Here is a 21,318-nt window from a genome sequence, read left to right as displayed (position 1 = left end):
ACTTACCACTTTTAGTGATGTAGCAGGGGTCGAAAGCAATAACCCTGTCTTTACTCAGATGTTGCTTGACTAGGAGCAAGTTGAGTTGAAAAAAATCAAAAGATCTAGCGAAATTGTGCCGAAACGTACTCTCGTCGCGTTCGTCGTAGCGGGCAAGGTGAGTGAAGTTGTAGCGGCCGTGGATACACAGCCACAAGTCGAACAAGTCAAGTAAAAAATCTCGTTGCCAGACGCCAATGTCATCCATTTGCTGTATAATTGTGCGAGCGAGGGCGCGAGTCTTCGTAGGACAAGTCATAGCTTGGTGTGTTTGGTAACTTCCAAGATATGTACTTGTCCGTTTTCATCCAAACTGGCCCATTTTTAGCCTAAAATCACTACGGACCATTGTTGAAAACTAGCTGTAACTAATTGCCCCTGCCCCATCGGTATTGCTACTTTATTAGAGCCTTAGTGCTTGGTCCCCTACCGCTGCGCCTTAGCTACAAAGAACAGGGCGGCGGCGGAAAAAATGAGGTTCGGCATCCACATGCCCAGCAAAACGGGCAACTCCGCACCCGTGCTAATGGTGGACGCAAAGCGACTCAAAAACACGAACAGCGCTCCAATAAATATCCCTAAGGCCAGCTGGATGCCCATACCACCGCGAATTTTGCGCCCCGCCACCGATACCCCAATGAGAATGAGGATGAAAATCGTGAAGGGTTCGGCCGAGCGCCGCGCCAGCTCTACCTCGTACTTGCGGATGTTACCCGCGCCCCGCTCGCGCTGCTTGCGGATGTGGGAAAACAACTCCGGCGTGCTCATGGCCGACTGCTGTTCCTGGTAATCCACGAAGTCTTCCGGGAACAGGTTCAGCACCGTATCCAGCGTGCGGCTGCCGCCCAGCACAATGCTCTCCTCCAGGCCATCGAAAGTGCGCATCTCGTAGTTCTCCAACTTCCAGTAGGCGGTGTCTCCCGGAACAAACTTCGCCGTGCGCGCCTTCGTGAGCTTGCGCAATTCATTGTCCTCAAAATACTCGATGCGGAAATTCCGCGCCGAACTGTCGCGCTTACTGTAGTGGGTCATGAAGACCTTCGTATTGGGCGCCACGAACATGTGGACGTTGGCCGTTTTACCTTCGTCCTTATTGCGGTTAAAGTAGACCCTTTCGATGTCTGCGCGGTGTTCGTTGCCCCAGGGAATGACAAAATTGAGCCCGATCAGGTACAAGACGGCCAGGAAGGCACCCGTCAGCAAGTAGGGCCGCAGCAAGCGCCCAAAACTGACCCCCGCGTTGAGGATGCTGATGATCTCCGAGTTGTTCGCCATCCGCCCCGTGAAGAAGATCACCGCAATCAGGGTCAGCATCGGCCACAAAAAGCCGAGGATGAAGAGCAAAAAGGTCGGGAAATACTCAAAAATGATGACCGAGGCGGTAATGTCGCTCTCAATGAAGCGCTCCACCTTTTCACTGAAGTCGATGATCAGGCTCACCATCGAAAAGATGAGCACCGTAAAAAAGAAGGTGCGCAGGAATTTCCCGATGATGTACCAATCCAGTTTTTTCAGCATAGGTCAGAATATGCCCTCCGTCTACCGATGGGCTCAGGTACAAAAGAACCGCGCCAGCGCGCGAAAGGATGTGTACTTCTGACACCTTTCTACGCACTGGCGCGGCTTTCTCCGTCAAGGCGGGGGAAATTTACTGTTTTACGATGCGGCGGACGGCCCCTTCCAGGCGCAGCAGGTAGATGCCAGCGGGCAGGGCTTGGGTGTCTAAGCGCGCCGCCCGGCTGTTGCCCGCCACGGTTCGCTGGAGCAATCTGCGGCCGTTCACGTCGTAAAGCTCCAGGTTGAGGGGCAGGCTCGTTTCGGCGGTCCAGCGTACCTGCAACTCGTTGTTGACCGGGTTGGGGAACACTTCGAGGCCGGCGTCGAGGGCACTCTGGTTGGGGGCACTCACCGTAGCGTTCTCGTCAATGATGATGTCGTGGTAATCGATGGCCAGGTAGCCGCCGTCGGGGGTGGTGACCAGGAAGCCGAAGTCGTCGTTGGTTGCCGTGCCGTCCAGGTTTTCGTAGAAAAGTCCGGCACCGTCAATGTCGGCCTGGCGGAAGGTATCGCCTACTTCGAGTTCGTTGCGGTGGAGCAGCAGACGGCCCGCCGTGGGCAGCGCCGTGAGGGTGTAGACGATCTCGGCGGTGTTAAAGCCCGGGCTGGTGACGAGCAGGTTTTCGGTCTCAATCGAGTTTTTCAGCAGCGGGGGAACCTGCGTAGCTTGATTGTTAATGCGGGCGGGAGCGGAAGCAGCAACGTCAGCACAGAACTGGATGGACCAGGTTTCGATGGCGCCGGCGGAACCACCAACCTCACTTACGGCCACTTCCAGGATCCATTCGCCGATGGTGTTCTGGCCGTTGAAGGCCGAAAGGTCGCCTACCGGGCGGAATACGCGACGGTCGTCGGGCGGGCAGCTCAGGGCGTTGGGGGCGTCGTCGTCGAAGCCGAGATCGATGACGTTGGTGGAGAAGCAGTTCTCCTGATACAACACTACCCGGGTACCCGCGGGGCTTTGCAGCGTAAGGGTCACTTTGGAGGCAAAGTTGTAGCGGACCTTAACATTGGGGATGTTGATGTCGCTGATGTTGCCCTGGGTTTCTACGAAGATGGTGGACTGGCGGACGAAAGCACGGCCGGAACCGGGCAGGGTAATGGGGTTGCCCGTGTAGGTTTCCGTATCGCACTGGCTGTTGACCGTTCGGAAGCTTTGCGGGTCCGTCCAGGCACCGTCGCCGCAGACGTTGCTCGGGCGGATGCGCCAGAAGTAGAGCGTGTTGGGCTCGAAGAAGTCGATCGGGGAGTATTCCGTGTCGGTAATGCGGATGGCCTGCTCCACGATGCTGGCCTCAGAGAAGGTAGGGGAGGTGGCAATCTGAATGTCGTAAGCATCGGCGTTAGCAGCATCCGTCCAGGAGAAATCCGTAGAAAGGATGATGCCCGTGGTGCCTTCAACGGGGGCGATGGTCGCCAGGTCGGAGTAATCGTTGTCGGTCACGTCCAGCACGATCTGGCGGCGGGCCGTGTCCTGGCCTTCGGCGACGGCGATGACCGTCAGTTCCAGGATGCCGTTGAAGCGGATGTCGTTCAGGTCGAGACTCAGCGTAGCGTCTTCGCCGGGGGCCAGGGTCGGGGAGGAGAAGGTGACCTCCGCGCCAGCGGGCACCGTAGCAGGGTCAACGCTCAGCGCAATAGGGTTGGCAAAGTCGAGCACACTGCCCGTATTGAGGCCAACTTCCACGGTAGCGGGCAAGCACACTTCGGCAAAGCGGATGGCAGGCTCGAAGGTGAAGACAGGCTGGGTGGCAGGTTCGATGCGGAAGGCATCCTCGTTGATGTTGAGGAAAACGTTGTCGGCGGCGCGTACCATAATCAGGGCATCGGAGTCGGCCGCTTCGGCGGGCACGGTGACGAAGGCGCTGCCGTTGTTGGCTACGTTTTCTACCAAAACCAGGTCGAAGGTCAAGCCGCCGTCGGTGGACAGCAGGATGTCTACCCGTTTACAGTTGACCGGGGCTTGGTCGGTATTGGCCACGTCCCAGCTGACGCGTTGGTATTCGCCCACGCGCCAGACCATGGAGTCGGGGTTATTGACGATGAATGGACCGGCCGTGGTGTCGGCGAAGAATTGGACTTCTTCCCAGTCGACGCCCCCCGCTTCTTCGTTGTTGTCGCGGGCGGTCAGGCGGAAGGTGAGCCGGCGGTTGTAGGTCGGGAGTTTTTCGGCAACGGTGGTGATGTTGTTGATGATGCGGTCCAGGCGGGGGAAGTAGCGCTCGTTGCCGGTGGGGGTGGGCGCATAGGACCGGAAAATGGGAGCATTACCCCGGGGCTCACGAACTTCGGAGGCGGGGCCCAGGTCGTACTGTTCCCAGTTGTAGGTCAGGTCATCCCCGTTGGCGTCGGTAGCGCTGCCCACCAGGCGGAAGGGGGTGTTAACGGGGATGTAGAATCCACTGGTGTAGGGCAGCGATACTTCGGGAGTAAGGTTGCCGGTTTCTACTACGGTAGCGCACTGGCGGGCACCGGTCACGCGGGTAAACTCCAGGAATTGCTCCAGGCTGCCTACGTGGTAGTAAGCCTCTTCGCCGCCCACATTTTCGCTGCCGCAGGCACCGGCGTAAGACATGATGGTCGTTCCGGAACCGGGTTCGAAAGCGGTGCTGGAGGCGCGCTGGTTGTCGCTGCCCGGGCAGTTGTTCCAGCTGTGGCTGACGGCAAACTGGTGGGCTACCTCGTGGGCCATGATGCGCAGGGCTGCACCCACTACGGAGCCACCGACGCAGGTGACGCCCCGGGTTTTGCCGCCAGTGCAGGCATTTCCGCTTACTACGCCACCTACGTCCGTGCAGCCGCCAGTAAAGATGTGGCCCAGATCATAGCTTTCGGAAGCCACGGAGTTGGCCTGGAAGGCGTCGATGACCTGGCCGAGCAAGGCACTGCCCTGATTGGCATTCGTGAAGGGGTCCGTAGCGGGGTCCAGGTAAATCAGGCCGGGTACTTCTACCAGGTTCATCCGGATGCCCACCTCGTTTTCGAAGATGCCGTTGATGGTAGACACGGCGGTGTTGAAGGCGGCCTGTACGTCGGCAGCCGTTCCACCCACGCGCTGGGCAAATTCTCCGGTGTTGGTCATGACCAGGTCGTAGATGCGGAGCTCCCGCGCTTCGTTCCCTGCCTTAAGGCTTCCCCCGGCACCTGCGACCGCGCCCTGCTCCAACAGGTCGGGATCGACGGTAAAATCGCTGAAGTCGGGTTGTGCACTATCGTCATAACCACAGGACAGGGGGCCCTGCGTGATGCTCAGCTCCTCCATGTAGTCACGGTAGTCGCTGATGCGGTAAACGTCGGTCGTGCCTTCCACCGGCTCGATGACGAAGTAGCCGGCGGGACCGCGCAAGACGGCCGACATGCCCTTCCAGGAGGTGGCCACCCGGCCGCCGCCCCAGGGGCCACTGACGCGGTAAGAGCCCAGCTGCGGATTGTTTTTCACGACCGGACTGTTGTAAGCCACAAATTCGGCAAATTCCCCGTTGGGCAGGGGCAGGCGCACCCGCGTGCTGCTCTTCGTGCCCGAAAATTCCAGCGGCGCCCGCTTCAGGTCGGCCCGCAGCTGGTCCAGGTCTAAGGTAGCCGTCACCGAGCCTTCCACGGCCAAATCCGGGCCAGCATTAAACAATTGAAAGGCGGAGTGCTGGGCAGCCAGCGCGAGGGAAGTGCAGAGTGCCACCCCGAGGAATAAAAGTCTGGTCATCGTTTCGATAATGAATGAAACACAAAGATAAAAAAACGGGCCGCACCGCAGCGTCGGGTGGCTTACACTAACCGTAGTTGCGGGTTGAGACAGGGGCTAATTTGCACTGGGGAGGGTCGGTTTTACTTGGGTTTGGGGCCGTCGTTCGCTACCGCCTCAGTAAAGGGTAAGCGAGCGCCCCCCCCCGCGAAGTAAATGTCTTCCCCGACCCGATTCAACCGTTATTTGTGCCTTTGGTTGATAGGTTTTGAGGGTTTTCGAGCGGAATCCTCTCCTTTCCACCGGGGTCAAAATCCCAGTTTTTTACGAAAGTGTTCCTCGTAAGTCTCCTTCGTAAAAACCACGGTGTCAAAATCCGCTGGCAGCGTCTGTTTCGTGTAGACGATGGGAAACCCCCACTCGGTCATCACCAGGATTTGGTCTTGGTCAGAAGGGGCAGCGCTGAGCTGAAAGGAGTGATCATCGGCGTTAGGGAGGAGTTGAACCTCATCCCCGGGTTCAATCCCGAGATGCTTTCTCACCAACTTGGGCAGAAGGATTCGGCCAGACTTATCGGTACGTAAAGTCATACCTAACTTTTACCGTCGAACGAATAAAAATAAGAGGAAGTTACGGCACTTCCTGGGTTCATTTTTTTTGCCCTCAAAGATTTCCGCTCAATACTTCGCACTCTTCCCGCCCGGCAAGCTCTTCATAATGAACTCCCGCACGTCCTGGTTGGCGCTTTCGAGGTCGGCGCGGCGCAGATACATCATGTGGCCGGAGTAGTAGCCTTTGAAGCTGAGGCGGTCCTTCATGCGCCCGCTGGGGTCAAGGTGCCAGAGGCTGTATTTGGCGTCGTAATAATTCGTCGCGCCATCGAAGTAGCCCGACTGGATCATGACGTTGAGGTAGGGATTTTCGGCCATGGCCTTGCGCAGGTTGGGGCCGGTCTGGTCGCCGGAGCGGTCCCAGGGGTGCACGGGCCCAAACATATTGTACTGTAGGTCGGTCTTAAAGCCCAGTTCATCGCGGAGGTAGTAATTGATGGCGGGGGTAAAAGAGTGGAGCCAGCTGGTGAGTTCGCTGTTGTAGTCGGGCCGTTCGCCGGCGGCGCGGCCGTCGATGCCTTTGTAGCGGGAATCGAGGCGGCCTACGGTGAAGTTGCCGCGTTCCTCGCCCCGCAGCAGGTGTTTCCAGAAGTAGCTGGTTTCGACCATCAGGTTGTTGTCCAGCCACTCCTGGGCGCTCAGTCCCGAGTAGCGGGCGGCTTTGGCGGCGATGGCCCGGCGGCGCTCGTCGCTCAGCTCCGCGCCGTAGGAAAGGGCGGGCAGGAGTTCATCGCGGGTGAAAGCCTCCGCTTCGGGCAGTACCTCCACCAGGTCTTTGCCCTGTAAGTCGGCGGGCAGTTGCTGGTGGTACCAGGCTGCGGCGGTGAAGTAGGGCAGGCGGTTGGCGGCCTCCACGATGCCGTCGCGGACGATGCCGATTTCGGTGGGTGAAACGAGGATCACGCCATTGAGGTACATCCAGCGGGATTCCTGTAGCTCCAGGGCAAGGCCCGCCACGCGGGTGGTGCCGTAGCTTTCACCGATGAGGAATTTGGGGCTGCGCCAGCGGTTTTTGCGGCTCACGAAGTTACTCACCCAGTCGGCCAGGTATTCGATGTCCTGGTTGACGCCAAAAAAGAGCTTGCGGTCGGCTCCCTCTACCATGCGGCTGAAACCGGTGTTGACGGGGTTGACGAAAACGATGTCCGTCACGTCCAGCACCGAAAACGGATTGTCACTCACGCCGTAGGGCTGCACGGGGTAGCCTTCAGTGTCGATGTTGAGCACTTTGGGGCCGGTATAGGCCAGGTGCATCCACACCGAGGCGCTGCCGGGCCCGCCGTTGAAGCTGATCAGGAGCGGGCGGTTGGGGTCCGTCACGTCCGTCCGCCGGTAGTAAGTGTACTGCAGGCCGGCCACAATTTTGTCTTCGTGGTACACGGGTTGGACGCCCGCTTCCACCTCGTATTTCACGGTCTTGCCCTGGATGGTGACGCTGTGCTGGCTGCTGAAACTGGTGTCCATATCCAGCATCCTTCCCGGTCCGGATTGGGCGCGGACGCAGGTGCAAGCCAAAAGAACTAAGGAGCAAAGGAGGAAAAGCGGACGTAGCATAGTGGGTGAGTTGAATAGACGAAAAAGAGGTGGGCCTAGCCCAAAACCATCGCGGCTTCTTTGCGAACGGCCGACTGCGCCAGAGCGATGGCATCTTCCGGCTGCCGGGTGCTCATCAGCCGCAGGCGGGCCAGTACCTGCTCGCCGCTATCGGCCCCTTCGGCGGCCCGGACGATGAGTTGGGAGACGTTGTCGCGCGCCTGCAACAGCACCGACCAGAGTGCGTCGCTGACGTACACCTGCTGCGTGACGTTGTACTCAAATTCCTGCTGGATGGAAAGGAGCAGGCCGGCGGTGTATTCTTTGGCCGTGGTGGCGGGCGCGGGTGCGGGCAGGCGCAGCAACAGGTTGGGCACGTTGATGCGCTCCAGCATCAGGGTGAGCCGCTCGCAGGCCTGGAGGCGGAGGTTGGTGCTGTTTTCGCGGTCGGCCGGGGCAACGGGCGCGGTGCTCCGCTGGTCGAGGGCGACAAGCGTCGCGTTGAGCCGGGACAGGCTCCCGTTGACGATCCAGGCAAAAATGCCGACGATGCCGATCAAGGTGGTTAGGAAGAGGAATAGTGCGGTGGTCAGATCCATGTAAAAAATTATCCTGGGGCGGTTTTACGAGTAGGCTTTGGAAAGAAAAAGTTGGTGCAAAGTGGGCGGGGCAACCATCGCCGGGCCTGGGCTGTTCAAGCCTGGCCTACTCAGCGGCACGGCAAGGTAATGGCGTTTGGCCACATTCCGGCAACTGAGAATACCCCACCAAACGGGGCAACCAGGGCCGGGCCAAAGGTGTTACCACTGTATGCCCTTTACAAGGCACCCAACGCTCCCAAAGGTAATCTTTGTAACTTTACCGCCTCAAAATTATGTCATGACTACTGACGTATCAACCCCCAGCAAGACCAGCACCTCCCCCATTTCCATCACGCCGTCGGCCCTGGAACACCTGGCCAGCCTGCGCAAGGAACTTGGCGTGGGAGATGACCACTTCCTGCGCGTGGGCGTACGGGGTGGCGGCTGCTCCGGCTTTGAATACCAGCTCGGCTTCGACCTGCCCGAGGAAGATGATAAACACTACACCGTTGGCGAAGAGACCGTCCTGATGAAATCCGGCCACGCCCTCTACCTCATCGGTATGGAAATCGACTGGGCCACTGGCCTGGACAACCGCGGCTTCACCTTCAACAACCCGAACGCCACGGAAACCTGTGGCTGTGGCTCCAGCTTCAGCGCCTGATTTTTTTGGGCAGGCTACCCTGATTTTTTGACCCCGCCAACTACGGTGTACCCCGCACCCCCGGCCCTCGGTATGCTGCGGGTTCCACCGCCAGACACGGCACCGCAGGTCGCCTTTGCGGTGTAAACAACCTTGGGATGGCCAACCTACAACTCCTCCCGGAGCCCCTTTCCGTACGCGGGGAAATCCCCTTCTACCACGCGAAGTCCGCCGAAGAATTTCGGGCAGACGTTTACGAGCGCTACGATGAGCTGGTCACCCGCCAAACTGCTCTCCACCTGGCCGATGAATTGCACGGCGCTTATCCGCTTCAGGCGGTGGCCGACTACGTACTCGGGCAGCTTCCGCCGGGGGAGGACCTGACCCTGGCCGACGTCGGTTGCAGCGTAGGGCGCCTGGCGGCCGAGCTGCTCCGCGCCCACCCCGGAGCGGCGGTGTACGGCATCGACTTCAGCTACCAGATGCTGCGGCAGGCCCGTGCCTACTGGGTGCAGGGCGAGACCCTCCGCCCCAACCTCTTCCGCTACGGCTACGGTTCGCCCCAGCTGCCGGGGCACCACCTTACCCGGCTTCAATTTGCCCTGGCCAGGGCCGAGGCACTGCCTTTCCCCGACCACTCCCTTGACGCAGTGGTCAACAGTTTTTTGATTGACCGCCTGCCCAACCCGCTGGCCGCTTTTGCGGAATGGATGCGGGTGCTGCGGCCCGGCGGGCGCGTCATCACCCTCTCTCCCCTCAATTTCCTGCGGCCGGAAGCCTGGCGGGAATGGCATCCGCCCGTAAAACTTTTGCACGCCCTGCAAGCCGCCGGCTGGGAGGTGCTTGACTGGACGGACCCGCTCTGGCTCACCGAACCGATGGATGTCCGGGGCAACGCCATTCAATGGTCAACCCTGGCATTCACCTTGCTGCGACGTTGATAAAAAGAGGCTGCTTCATTCCCGCAGCGAAGGGGATGGCCGCTGCCCCAACCCTTGGCACGCTCTCCGCTGCCCGCTGCTACAGAACGCGGAATGCTCCGTATATTTGCAGTTAGGAACGGCAGGGGTATGTTCATGCCCCTTGTTCCTAAGTGTTATCTGCAAACCGATTTAAGTTCCCGATCCCAATGACTATTCCTTTACTCCTGCTCCGCGCGTGGCTGCGGTGGTAGCTCCGTGCTAGCGACCTCCCCACCTGTTCCTCCTCCATATTTTGTTGTCTCCCCCCCGTAATCTCACGAACGGTATGCTCCGTATTTACCCTACTACGTTTTCGCCGGCCTGGCGACCCTCGCTGTTTTTTGCGCTGTTCTTGCTGGCTTTTTCCAGTCCGCTGGCGGCCCAAACACCCGTCTTTTTAGACCCGGCTCCTCCCAACGAGACGGTGGATTGCTTCTCCGACGTACCCACGGGGCGCCCCTTGCGAGCGGCGGTCACTACCCCACGGGGTCCGGACACCATCAACGTAAATCCCGTTGACAACCTGTCCAATCCCAACGCCCCCTGCATCGGTGGTACCGTAACGCGTACCTGGCGCGTAAGCGATGGCAACGGCGTGGCCACCCAAACCCAGGTCATCACCTTCGGTGCCCCGGATCTGCTGGACGGACCGAGCATCAACGTTTCTCTGCTTCCCGTCGCGAATGACACGGTAGACTGCCGGTCGGTAAACAGGGCAGGCGACCCCGAGAGCTACGCCCGCTGGCTGGGCGACCGCCGCCTGGCCGTCGCCGCCGCCGCCCGCCCGGGGTGCGCGCCAATCTCCTCAATTGAGGACGACGCCCCCACCAGCCTGCGGGGCTACGATTGCAACGACCGCCTGGAAGTGCTCTTTACCGTCACCGACCTGTGCGGCGAAACGGCGATGGTGGCTTTCAGTTACTTCACCGTCGATACGGTGGGCCCTACGATCACCGGGGTAGTAAATGACACCATCTTCCTGGACTGCGCCGCCGTACCACCTATCCCGCCCAACGTGGCCCTCACGGATTGCGATACTCTGCCCCGCCTGATGTTCAGCGAAATGAGCAACCGCCAATTTGACAACACCTGCCGGGAATACGAATACGAAATCACCCGCACCTACCTCGCCACCGACGCCTGCGGGAACATGACCACGGCCACCACCGTACTGGCCTTCCGCGACGGGACGCCGCCCGACTTCACCCGGCCCCAAAACCTGAACATCTCCTGTACGGACGATCCCTTTGATCTCAACTTCACGGGCCGGCCAACGGCGCTCTCCGACAACTGCGCCGCCCTGGAAGATCTGGACATCACGTTCACCGACGAAATCATCAGCGGGGTTTTGTGTGGCAACAGTTTTAACGTCCGCCGCACCTGGCGCGTGACCGACCCCTGTGGCAACAGCCGCATTCGCGTGCAAGACATCCGCGTGCGCGACGAAGGGCTCCCCACCTTCACGCCTCCCGCACAGAACCTGACGACCGACTGTGGCAACTTCCAGAACCTGAGCAGCTCCGACGCTCCGCGCAACCTGCTCGATGATTGCGACGAAACCGTCAACCTTTCCTTTACGGACAACGTCACGCCGGGCTCCTGCCCCGGTAATTTTACGGTGGTGCGTACCTGGCGGATTTTTGACGATTGCGATAACGACCGCTTTTTCATCCAGAATATTACCGTCATCGACACTACCGGCCCGGTTTTCACGGTGGAGCCCACCGACCTGGTGACGACCTGCAATACCGGCTCGGGGGAAACTTCGCAAGAGCAGCGCTTTAACCTTTGGCTGGCCGACCTGGCCGGCGCGCGCTTCACCGACGCCTGTACGCCAAGCGCCGACTTGCGGGTTTCCGTAGTGGAAACCGGAACCAACAACTTCCCGCTTTTTCCGGACATCAACTGCGCCGAGGCCGATGGCACCGTCCGCCGCCTGTCCGTCGACATCATCGTAACGGACCAATGCAACAACAGCACCACGGCCACCGTCCTCTACCGCCAAATCGACGAACTCCCCATCAACCTCTTCAACTGCCCGCCGAGTGTGATTGTGGGGACGGACGAGGGGACCTGTACGGCTGACGTCAGCTTCGTACCCCCCACGGTTGAGGACCAGTGCGCCAACGGCCTGCCTTTTGAATTGCGCCTGCGGGATACTGTTGTGATCACCAGTAATGCCACCAACCAGGCGGAGCTAGGGTCCGTTCCCGTCAACGCCTTTTTCTTCAACCTGCCGATCAACCGGCAACTGCCCGTCAACGCCTCCACCAACGGCGTATACACCATCACCCTGGAGAACATTGATGCCGAAGGGGACGATGAATTTTTCTTCATTTACGGCGAGGACGGCACCTTGCTGGGTACCACGGCCCAGGGCACGGTACAGTGTGAAACGGTGGTGACCATCGATACGCTACCAGCCGCGCTCTTCAACCGCTACGCCAGTGACGGGGTGATCACCTTGCGCCTGGAGCCCAACATTCCCGCCGGCCGGCCCGGCACCTTTGCCATCAACAACCTCTGCGACGGGGGAAGCCGGGCGCGTATCGACCTGCGGCAGCCGGCCTTCCGCCTCACGGCAATTACTTACGAGATGGACATCGACGGCGCTGGGTTTGTAGTCGTCTCCCCCCTGGACAGTGTGCTGCGGGGGCTTTCCCTCGGCCTGCACCAGATCACCTACCGGGTAACGGACTGCGGGGGCAACAGCGACGAGTGCCGCTTTACCGTCACGGTAGAAGACCAGGAAGCCCCCGAGGTGACCTGCCCGGCGGACATCGAGGTGGTGCTTGCTCCCGACAGCTGCCAAACCCGGCTGACCCTTCCGCTGCCGGTGGAAGTGACCGACAACTGCGATCCCTATACCCTCAGCTTCGAAGAAGGCCCCGGAGACCCGCGCCTGCCGTTCTTTTTTGACCCCAACCTCAACAGCTACCAGGCAGGTGAACTCACCGTTGTTTTGCGCAACGCCCCGGCCGTACTGGTAGATAGTGTGGATATTGACGTCCGTTTCCGCGGCCGGTTCGATAATCCCCGGGCCATCCTCGACGTCGTTTTGCCGGGGGGCGCGATCCTGGGCAGTACTGCGTCATCCATGGCTACCTGCACCAGTGAAGGGCTCCTGCGCCTGAAACTGAGCGCCGCAGACTTTGCTGCGGGGAGGTCGGCCGACGGCAACTTCACCCTGCACCTGCGTCCGCGCCCGGTAACCGTTCCGCCCGGAGTTGCCGGTGAAGGATTGATTCCCTGCGCCGTGGATGCCGTGGAAGAAGACGGAGACAACGACGGGATTTCCCGGGCTTCGGTGCTGGTGACCTACCGCGCCTTCTACCCAGCGTTCGCGACGACGGGCGCTACCCAAACTCCTCTGACGGCCACCAGCCCGGCCAATCCTCAGCCCGTAGTGGTGTTCAACCAGGGGATTACTGCCTTTACCTACCGCGTTACGGATGCGGGGGGCAACATCGCGGAATGTACCTTCAACGTAACGGTGCGCGATGAGACGCCGCCCATTGCCGTGTGCCAGGCCACGACGGTTTTCGTCGACCCCTCCGGAGTCGCCCCCATCACCCTGGCCCCCGAAGTGATTGGCGGAGAGAGCACCGACAATTGCGGTATTGCATCGATGGCCCTGGATCCCAATATTTTTACCTGCGAGCAGTACGGAGAAGCCGTACCCCTGACTTTGGTGGTCACCGACGCCAGCGGCAACGAGACTTCGTGTACAACCATGGCCAGTATTGCGCCGCTGGGGCCCGAGCCAACGGCTACGACTTCCCTGTGCGGCGGGGATACGCTGCGGCTTTTTGCCAATCCGCCGACGGTGGCCAGTCCGGGCCAAACGATCTACACCTTCCGCTGGTTTGACCCGGCGGGCAACTTGCTGAGCACCCAGGAAAACCCGGTCATCCCCGGCGTCAATCAAAACAACGGCGGGGCCTACCGGGTGGAGATCCGCGGCATTACCGGCTGCGTCGCCGAGGGTGTGGTCAACGTGGCCATCGGGGCCATCCCCGTTGCGCCGGTGGTCGTCGCGCCCGCCCGGGTGTGTACCGACGATGACGCCGCGCTGCGCTCCGTATCCGTTTATCCGGGCAGCGTGCGCTACGAGTGGTTCCGGGGCGAGCCCGGAGCCGGAGTGCTGCTGGGCGAAAGCACGGCGGCCAGTTTCAGCGCTCCCTTCGCAAGCGGGGCGAGCAGCGGGACTTTCTACGCCATCGTCTACGTCAATGGCTGTGCTTCGCCACCTTCCAACGTCGTGACGGTAGGCACCACCACCCGGCCCGCCGCTAATGCTGTGGAAACGGCAGTGACCGCTTGCGAATTCGGCGAAGCCCGCTTCGTAGCCGACCCCGTACCCAACGTGGAGTACCAGTGGACAGGCCCCAATGCCTTTTTGGCCACCGGGCAGGAACTGGTACTGACGGACCTGGACCTGGCGCAGAGCGGTACCTACTACCTGCGGACAGTGCGTTCGGAGGGTTGTTTCAGTCTGCCCGACTCGGTGGTCCTGACGGTACTGCCCGCCGATGCGCCCACCACGCTTTCGGCGACGGCTAACGTTTGCCCTTCCGATACCCTGGTCTTGCGGGCTAGCGATGCTTCGGGTGTGGCATATCTGTTTGCTGGTCCGGCGGGGCAACTGCTGGAAACGACGGGCGCGGAGTTGCGAATTGCTCCGGTAACCCCGGCCCTGGCTGGGGAATGGACAGTGCGCATTCGCCGCGACCAGTGTTTTTCGGCGCCCAGTTTGCCGGTAAATGTGCGGCTGGGGACCAGTCCTCAGGCCCGCGCCAGCATCATCCCCGACCCCGTGTGTGCGGGCAATGACCTGATCTTGCAGGGGGCCAGCAACATTGCGGGCAGCAGCTACCGTTGGACGGGCCCGAACGGGTTTGTGGCCAACCAAATTGCTCCCCTTTTGACTGAGGTGACTGACGCGGTGAACGGCAATTACGTACTGACCGTCACTTCCCCCTCCGGCTGCTTTGCCCGTGATACGGTGGAGGTGAACGTGTTGGAAGGCATCGTGGTGGATTCCATTGTCGTTTCCTCCGGGCGCTGCCTGAACGGGGGAGAGACGGTGAGCCTGAGCGCCAACATCACTCCCGCCCTGCCCGCCGGGGGCAGCTATTTTTACCAGTGGACGGGCCCCGAAGGCACCAGTACCGCCGAGGTATTCGAGATTCCCAACGTAAGCCTGGCATCCAACGGCGTTTATACCCTGACGGTCAGCAACGCCGCGGGCTGTGTGGCGGAGCGCTTTTCCATGACGGTCAACTTCGATTTTGCCCCAGCGGCTCCCGTGCGGCCTTTCACGCCCTCGGGGGCGACTTCCATTTGTGCGGGCGACGACCTGGTTTTGCAAACCAACGACTTCGGCGCGGGAACCACCTATTTGTGGCAACTCGGCGACGGCACCAATATCCCCACTACGGGCAACAGTCTCCTGCTGCGGGAGGTGGAGGCGGACCTCTCCGGAGCTTTCACCGTTCGCGTCATCCGCAATGGCTGTACCTCCCTGCCCTCCGAAGGGCGGAACATTACGGTAACGCCCTTCCCCGCCATCACGGTGCAGGCCGACGACCCCGCCTGCGAAGGGCAGGAGATCAATTTCCAGGCGACGGACCTGGCTGGCGCGACCTATTCCTGGCGCGGCCCCAACAACTTCAGTTCGAGTTTGCCCAACCCGACGATTGCCCGTGCCGATGCAGCAGTTCACGCCGGCCGCTACAGCGTGGTGGCTACCATCAATGGGTGTTCTTCGGATACGATGTTCGTGGAGGTTTCCGTGCTGCCCACCCCGGGTGCGCCGGTCGCCCAACCGATTTCCCCCGTTTGCCTGAGCGACCCGGATGCGGTACTGGAGTTGCGGGTCAACCCCAATACGGCCACTCCGGGAGCAACTTACCAATGGTTCATCCAAAATGGACAGGTGGCCGTAGGGGCACCGACGGAAAGTCTGGTGTTTCCGGTACAGGATTTTGGGCTGTTTGCGGGCGGTGGCCTTTTTGATTTCAGCGTGCGGGCGTCGCTGGCGGGCTGTTCCAGTCCGCTCTCTTCCCCCGTCCTCGTGCGGCTCGATGCGGCGGGTGATGAGGTGGCCGATGCGGGGCGGGATACCGTAGTTTGTGCGGGGCTCTACCTCCTGGAAGCCGGACCCATTGGGTCGGGTTCCGGGCGCTGGACGCTGGTGCAGGGGACGGGTGACATCAGCATTGTTAATCCCGGCTCCCTTACCACCGCCGTGCGCGGACTCACGGAGTTTGGGGGACCCTACCGCTTTGCGTGGACGCTTTCCAACGGCAGTTGCGTCAATTTTGCTTCCGACACCGTTACCATTTCCGTCACCGACGGCGAAGAGGCGATTGCGGGAGACAATATCCTGGCCTGCCTGCGCGAAGACCTCCGTTTGAATGCCTCGCCGGTGATGTTTAACGGCAGTGGCGGCCGCTGGAGCCAGGCTCTGGCCCAGGAGATCCTCGGCGTCGTCATCGCCGAACCCACTAACCCCAATACCCGGATTACGGGGTTGCGGGCGGACAACGTCTATTCCTTCACCTGGACGGTGACGAGCAACTGCGGCGTCAAGGCCGATAATGTGCTGGTCAACGTCAGCGACCCCAACCCTTTTGCGGGGGAAGACGTATTTGCCTGCACCGCCGGGCGTACGGCTACGCTAGGGGCCACGCCTACGACCCTGGGTTCTACGGGACGCTGGTTTGCGCTCGACGACGGAGCGACCATCGCCAATCCAGGCAATGCCACGACCGAAGTGGCCAACCTGCGGACCGGGGAGAACCGCTTCGTTTGGGAGGCCGATGCCGGCTTCTGCGGTGACAGTTCCCGCGATACCGTCTCCGTTTTCTACTCCGATCCACCCCGGCCGCGCGATGATGCGCTGGAGACCGAATTCCAAACGGCCATCACTTTTGATCCCACGCTCAACGACGCCAACCCGGAGGGATCCATCATCAGTTTTCCGACCTTGCCCGCCGAGGGAGGTACGCTGACCGACAACGGGGACGGGACCTTCACCTATGACGTGCCCGTCAACTTCGTTGGCGAAATTGCCCTCGATTACGTGGTCTCCAGCGAGAACTGCGCCACGGCCTCCGCCACCGTCTTCATTTTGGTGGGCAAAGACGTCCCCTGCAATGCTCCCAACATCTTCACGCCGAACAACGACGGGATGAACGACCGTTTCGTGGTGCCCTGCCTGCTGGATCGCACCGAGTTCCCCCAGAGCCAGGTGACCATTTACAACCAATGGGGAGACGAGGTATACCGCAGCGGCATCCCCTACGAGAACGACTGGGACGGTACTTACCAAGGCAGCGATTTGCCCGTGGGTACTTATTTTTTCATCATTGACTTCGGTGGAGCCCGCGAACGCGAGTCCGGCGACGTACGCATCGAACGCTAAGCCCCATGCAAACCTTTATGAAAATTCTCTTCCTCGCGCTCGTGCTGCTGGTTTGCGCCGGCCTGGCCGCCCAGCAAGACGCCCAGTACACCCAGTTTATGTACAACAAGCTGGGCTTCAACCCGGCCTTTGCGGGAGCGGAGCCCTCGACCACCCTTCAGGCCGTAGTCCGGCAGCAGTGGATCGGTTTCGAGGACGCCCCCAGCAGCCAGTTGTTTACCTTCAATTCGCCAATGACGGCCAACGGGACGGGCGTAGGTGCCCGCTTGAGCCGGGTGACCATTGGCCTGGAGCAGCAGTACAACGTAGAAGGCAGCTACGCCTACCGTATCCCCATTGGCCGGGGCAGTCGTTTGGGGCTGGGGGTATCTGCCTCGGCGCGTTACTTCAACGTGGAATACCAGGACGCCACCCCCATCCAGGGCGGCGGCATTGACCCCGCCATTCCCGGAGCGACGGAGTCGAAGGTGGTGCCCAACTTCGGGGCCGGCATCTTCATCGATGGCCCGAGCTACTACGTGGGCATCAGCGCACCACGATTATTGGAGAACAACATTGACCTGGGTGCGGAGGAGACGATCATCTCCCGCGAAGCCCGACACTACTACTTCATGGGAGGCTACACCTTCACGCTGAACGAAAAGCTGCGCCTCCAACCTCAGATGCTGGCCAAATACGTCAGCGGAGCACCGTTTGATGCCGACTTCAACGTGACGGCCTACGTGGGCACCAACCTCTTTGGCGGCGCGTCGTATCGCCTGGGCGGCAACGGTGGCGGAGAGAGTGCCAGCGCGCTGCTGGGCTTTTACCTGAGTGAGCACCTGAACATGTGTTTCAGCTACGACCTGGGTTTGAGCGACCTTAAATCCGCCCAAAACGGCAGCGTAGAGTTGGCGGTGGGTTACAGCTTCGGTGGGCGTGGTGACGCGGGCCGGGTGGTGGATCCGCGGGATTTGCGCTAGGGGATCGTGGAGAGAATACTTTCGCTTGTAGCAAGGAGGGTACTCTCTCTACAATTGTCAAACGGCCCAATTTGCCCTCTCCCTCGGCTTATTTCTGGGGCCCCTACCCCAGAAAACGCGTCCATGGGAGAGGGATGACCTTTCGAGCAAAATTTTGGGAAAGAGCAAAAGTTTATTTCGCCAGGGTAGCTTTTACAACCAGTAGCGGAGCGTTTCACCCCCCGGCCAACTCGGCTAAGAATTGGTCTTCGGTCAGCACCCTGACCGTCCCCAGCTCCTGCGCTTTTTTGAGTTTAGAACCGGGCTTATCGCCCACGACGAGGACGTCGAGTTTACCACTGACGGCAGAGACGATCTTTGCACCTGCGTTCAGCGCCCTTTCCTGTGCCTCCTTGCGGCTCATGCGCTCCAGCGAACCGGTGAAGAGGATGGATTTGCCGACGAAGGGCCCCTCCGTGACCACGGCGGCCGGGCGGTCTTCGGCGGTGGGCCGGACGTTGACGCCGAGGCGCTCCAACTCCTGCAGCATCGCTACGTTGGCGGGGTCGGAGAACCAGGCGCGGACGTTTTGGGCGACCGTGGGGCCGATGTCTTTGATGTGGAGAAATTGCTCTTCGGTCCACTCCGCCAGATCGAGCACGTGCTCCACATTCTGGGCCACCAATTGGGTGGCCTTCTTGCCGAAGTGGTGGATGCTGAGGCCGTAGAGGAGGCGCCAGAGCGGGTTTTGCTTGGCGCGTTCCACGGAGGCTTTGAGGTTTTCGGCGGATTTGTTGCCGAAGCCGTCGAGTACGGAAATCCATTCGTAGGGCAGTCGGTAGACGTCGACGATGGTGTTGAGCCAGCCCCGGGCGTGGAACTGTTCGACGTAGCGTTTGCCCATGCCGTCGATGTCCATGGCCGCTTTGGAGACGTGGAAGATGATGCGTTGGAGATCCTGGGCACCGCATACGCAGTGGGGGCAGCGCCAGGCTGCTTCGCCGCTCTCGCGCACCAGGGGTACTACTTCCGCCGTGGTGTTGATGGGGCAGGTGAGGGGCCAGACGATGGGGCGCTCGCTGCCGTCGCGGAGGTCGGCCAGGGGTTTGACGATGTAGGGGATGACGTCGCCGGCCCGTTCGAGCAAGACCTTATCGCCCAGGCGGAGGTCTTTATCCCGGATGAAATCTTCGTTGTGGAGGCTCACGCTGGAGATCATGACGCCAGCCAGGGAGACGGGGGTGGTTTTGGCGACGGGGGTGATCGTGCCGATCTTTCCTACCTGGTATTCGACGTTTTCCAGCGTGGTGGTCGCCTGTTTAGCGGCAAATTTGTAGGCGATGGCCCAGCGGGGGTGGTGGCTGGTGTAGCCCGCGCGTTCCTGGAGGACGAGGTCGTCGACCTTCACGACCATGCCGTCAATTTCGTAGGGGTAGGCATCCCGTTGGCGTTCCCACTGGGCGCAGAAGGCGGCGGCGGCCGCAATGTCTGGCGCATGGGTGCGCTCGGAGCCGCTGGCGGGCACTTTGAAGCCGAGCTCGGTGAGGACATCGAGGGCGCGGGAGTGGGTGCCGAGGGCCTGGACGGCATCGTTGCCTGCGGCGTCGACGCCGTAGCCGAAGCTGTAGATGAAGGCTTCCAGGTTGCGTTCGGCCACTTCGGCGGGGCTTTTCATGCGCAGGCCGCCCGTTGCGGTATTGCGGGGGTTGGCGTAGAGGACTTTCCCATCCTGCTCCCGTTCCGCGTTCATTTTGGCGAAGCGGTCTTTGCGGATGATGACTTCTCCCCGCACTTCCACGCGGTGGAGCCCGTACTTGCTGAAGGCGGCGAAAAGGGGGATGGATTTGATGACCCGCGCGTTGTGGGTGATTTCTTCGCCGAGTACGCCGTCGCCCCGGGTTGCGGCGCGGACGAGGCGGTCGTTTTCGTAGACCAGGACGATGGTGCCGCCGTCAAACTTCGGTTCCACGGCGTAGGCCAGGGGAGCGCTTTCGTCTTGGTTGAGCATCCGTTTCACCTGCCGGTCGAATTCCTGTAAGTCTTCCGCATTGTAGCTGTTGCCCAGGGAGAGCATGGGGACGAGGTGGGGTACGGACTGGAAGTCGCCCGTCAGGTCGCTGCCTACCCGCTGGGTGGGGCTATCGGGCGTCACCAGTTCGGGGTGGGCGCTTTCCAGGCCCTGGAGTTGCTGGTAGAGGGCGTCGTACTCGAAGTCGCTCAAGACGGGGTCGTCTTGCACGTAGTAGCGCCATTCGTGGTAGTGCAGCAGTTGGCGGAGTTCGGCGACGGCGGCGTTGGCAGCGGGCGTGGCATCTCCCTGGAGGTAGGCTTTGGAGCGGTCGTAAAACTGGCGTTGATCGGTGGGGCTGTACATGGGGCTAAGGTAGGGTAGGGCGCAAAAGTGTGTTCAAGTTTTTTGCTTTCCTGCCACCAAGAGTTGTGCTTTTCAGCGCTTTGTGTATCCCATCCCGGTTGGTACTGCTGATTAGAGCGGTAAGTATTGGAGTGTGATGCTTGGTGTTAGGGCCGATGCATAGGTAGATGGAGGACTTACCCGCTCGGTTTAGAGCAATAAGATTAGAAGGACATGCCGAGGCCCGAACGGTGCATAAATAAAACAGATTCAGCGGTAAAAAGAAGGGGCGAAATTTGCTGGTGTTGGCTAGGGGATAGAACTTTCGGGAACTTGCATTTTTTGTGTACCTAATTTAGCCACTGACAACAGACATCATCAGGTCTTTTTGCTGGTGGCCCGGCACCGGAGTGGGTAAATGACGGTTGAATTTAGAGATTTATGAAAAGTGTATTTGCCCGATTGGCACTGTTTTTGTTTGTGCTTTGTGGCATCCAAGAAGATGTGATGCCACAAACTATTACTGTGGGCCCATTTGTGAGAGCCGAATTCCCTCAAGATGCTCTTTGCCCAGATCAATGGTCCGCTACGGTTTGAGGCAACACTTTAGCAAAGTATGCATATAAAGAGGGCAAGCCCTATCTTGTTGGTTCCTTACACCGTACAGATATGACTTGCCCAACGAAGATCGAAATCCTCGTCGCCTCAATTTTGCAAAAACTTCCTGGTATTTCCGCATGGCGCTACCGCTTTTTGCTCCATCTTTTCGTTTTGTGGCCCTCAATGATTGGCCGACGGAACTTTGTCAACCTAGGTCGTCAAGGCGAATATTCTGAGTTCACTTACCGTAAGCACTTTGGTAAACGCATGGATTGGCTGGGCTTCAACAGAGAGTTGAGCGAGCCGTTTTTAGGCCCCAACCGTATCATTGCTCTCGACCCCTCATACCTGAGTAAGAGTGGCAAGCATACTGCTGGAGTCGGTTATTTT

At 60.2% G+C, this 21,318-nt stretch carries 10 protein-coding genes and 2 pseudogenes; 5 read left to right on the top strand and 7 right to left on the bottom strand.

Annotated features, from left to right (window positions below; genetic code table 11):
• From H9S92_RS06040 to H9S92_RS06015, 6 genes and pseudogenes are all read right to left on the bottom strand, one after another.
• Positions 1-247: pseudogene (locus tag H9S92_RS06040) on the bottom strand (transposase); the annotation flags it as partial.
• Positions 248-465: 218 nt separating this feature from the next.
• Positions 466-1,557 carry an LptF/LptG family permease gene (locus H9S92_RS06035; protein WP_187465816.1) on the bottom strand — a complete coding sequence of 364 codons (1,092 nt, stop codon included), beginning with the start codon at positions 1,555-1,557 and terminating at the stop codon, positions 466-468.
• 130 nt (positions 1,558-1,687) lie between these two features.
• Positions 1,688-5,296 (bottom strand): reprolysin-like metallopeptidase, encoded by a 3,609-nt coding sequence (locus H9S92_RS06030; protein ID WP_187465815.1) that lies wholly within the window; start codon positions 5,294-5,296, stop codon positions 1,688-1,690.
• Between the two features lie 287 nt (positions 5,297-5,583).
• The gene (locus H9S92_RS06025) at positions 5,584-5,865 is read right to left on the bottom strand and encodes an AbrB/MazE/SpoVT family DNA-binding domain-containing protein (protein WP_187465814.1); all 282 of its coding nucleotides are present in this window, start codon (positions 5,863-5,865) and stop codon (positions 5,584-5,586) included.
• A gap of 87 nt (positions 5,866-5,952) precedes the next feature.
• A complete protein-coding gene (locus tag H9S92_RS06020) occupies positions 5,953-7,440 on the bottom strand; it encodes a S10 family peptidase (protein WP_187465813.1) in 1,488 nt (495 codons plus the stop codon).
• 35 nt (positions 7,441-7,475) lie between these two features.
• The gene (locus H9S92_RS06015) at positions 7,476-8,018 is read right to left on the bottom strand and encodes a DUF7935 family protein (protein WP_187465812.1); all 543 of its coding nucleotides are present in this window, start codon (positions 8,016-8,018) and stop codon (positions 7,476-7,478) included.
• Between the two features lie 280 nt (positions 8,019-8,298).
• On the opposite strand from H9S92_RS06015, the gene H9S92_RS06010 reads away from it, so the two are divergent.
• The 4 genes from H9S92_RS06010 to H9S92_RS05995 all read left to right on the top strand — a co-directional run bounded on the left by H9S92_RS06010 (position 8,299) and on the right by H9S92_RS05995 (position 17,996).
• On the top strand, positions 8,299-8,664 hold the full coding sequence (locus H9S92_RS06010) for a HesB/IscA family protein (protein WP_187465811.1): 366 nt from the start codon (positions 8,299-8,301) through the stop codon (positions 8,662-8,664).
• A 137-nt stretch (positions 8,665-8,801) separates the two neighbouring features.
• On the top strand, positions 8,802-9,584 hold the full coding sequence (locus H9S92_RS06005) for a class I SAM-dependent methyltransferase (RefSeq protein ID WP_187465810.1): 783 nt from the start codon (positions 8,802-8,804) through the stop codon (positions 9,582-9,584).
• Between the two features lie 307 nt (positions 9,585-9,891).
• Positions 9,892-17,034, top strand: coding sequence for a T9SS type B sorting domain-containing protein (locus H9S92_RS06000; protein ID WP_187465809.1), 7,143 nt, complete (start codon positions 9,892-9,894; stop codon positions 17,032-17,034).
• Positions 17,035-17,051: 17 nt separating this feature from the next.
• Positions 17,052-17,996, top strand: a complete 945-nt coding sequence (locus H9S92_RS05995; RefSeq protein ID WP_187465817.1) for a PorP/SprF family type IX secretion system membrane protein — start codon at positions 17,052-17,054, stop codon at positions 17,994-17,996.
• Between the two features lie 214 nt (positions 17,997-18,210).
• Here the strand turns inward: H9S92_RS05995 and ligA are convergent, their stop codons facing one another.
• Positions 18,211-20,349, bottom strand: coding sequence for an NAD-dependent DNA ligase LigA (gene ligA / locus H9S92_RS05990; protein ID WP_187465808.1), 2,139 nt, complete (start codon positions 20,347-20,349; stop codon positions 18,211-18,213).
• A gap of 648 nt (positions 20,350-20,997) precedes the next feature.
• Here ligA and H9S92_RS05985 point away from each other — a divergent pair.
• A pseudogene (locus tag H9S92_RS05985) lies at positions 20,998-21,318 on the top strand (transposase); the annotation flags it as partial.

This window comes from Neolewinella lacunae (assembly GCF_014349155.1).
Classification (GTDB): Bacteria; Bacteroidota; Bacteroidia; order Chitinophagales; family Saprospiraceae; genus Neolewinella; species Neolewinella lacunae.
Note: the sequence above shows the minus strand (reverse complement) of the source record. Positions and strands in the feature narration are given on the sequence as shown.

Coding starts and splice junctions, on each gene's coding strand:
- H9S92_RS06035 (WP_187465816.1), bottom strand. CDS start 1,557: ATGCTGAAAAAACTGGATTGGTACATCATCGGGAAATTCCTGCGCACC.
- H9S92_RS06030 (WP_187465815.1), bottom strand. CDS start 5,296: ATGACCAGACTTTTATTCCTCGGGGTGGCACTCTGCACTTCCCTCGCG.
- H9S92_RS06025 (WP_187465814.1), bottom strand. CDS start 5,865: ATGACTTTACGTACCGATAAGTCTGGCCGAATCCTTCTGCCCAAGTTG.
- H9S92_RS06020 (WP_187465813.1), bottom strand. CDS start 7,440: ATGCTACGTCCGCTTTTCCTCCTTTGCTCCTTAGTTCTTTTGGCTTGC.
- H9S92_RS06015 (WP_187465812.1), bottom strand. CDS start 8,018: ATGGATCTGACCACCGCACTATTCCTCTTCCTAACCACCTTGATCGGC.
- H9S92_RS06010 (WP_187465811.1), top strand. CDS start 8,299: ATGACTACTGACGTATCAACCCCCAGCAAGACCAGCACCTCCCCCATT.
- H9S92_RS06005 (WP_187465810.1), top strand. CDS start 8,802: ATGGCCAACCTACAACTCCTCCCGGAGCCCCTTTCCGTACGCGGGGAA.
- H9S92_RS06000 (WP_187465809.1), top strand. CDS start 9,892: ATGCTCCGTATTTACCCTACTACGTTTTCGCCGGCCTGGCGACCCTCG.
- H9S92_RS05995 (WP_187465817.1), top strand. CDS start 17,052: ATGAAAATTCTCTTCCTCGCGCTCGTGCTGCTGGTTTGCGCCGGCCTG.
- ligA (WP_187465808.1), bottom strand. CDS start 20,349: ATGTACAGCCCCACCGATCAACGCCAGTTTTACGACCGCTCCAAAGCC.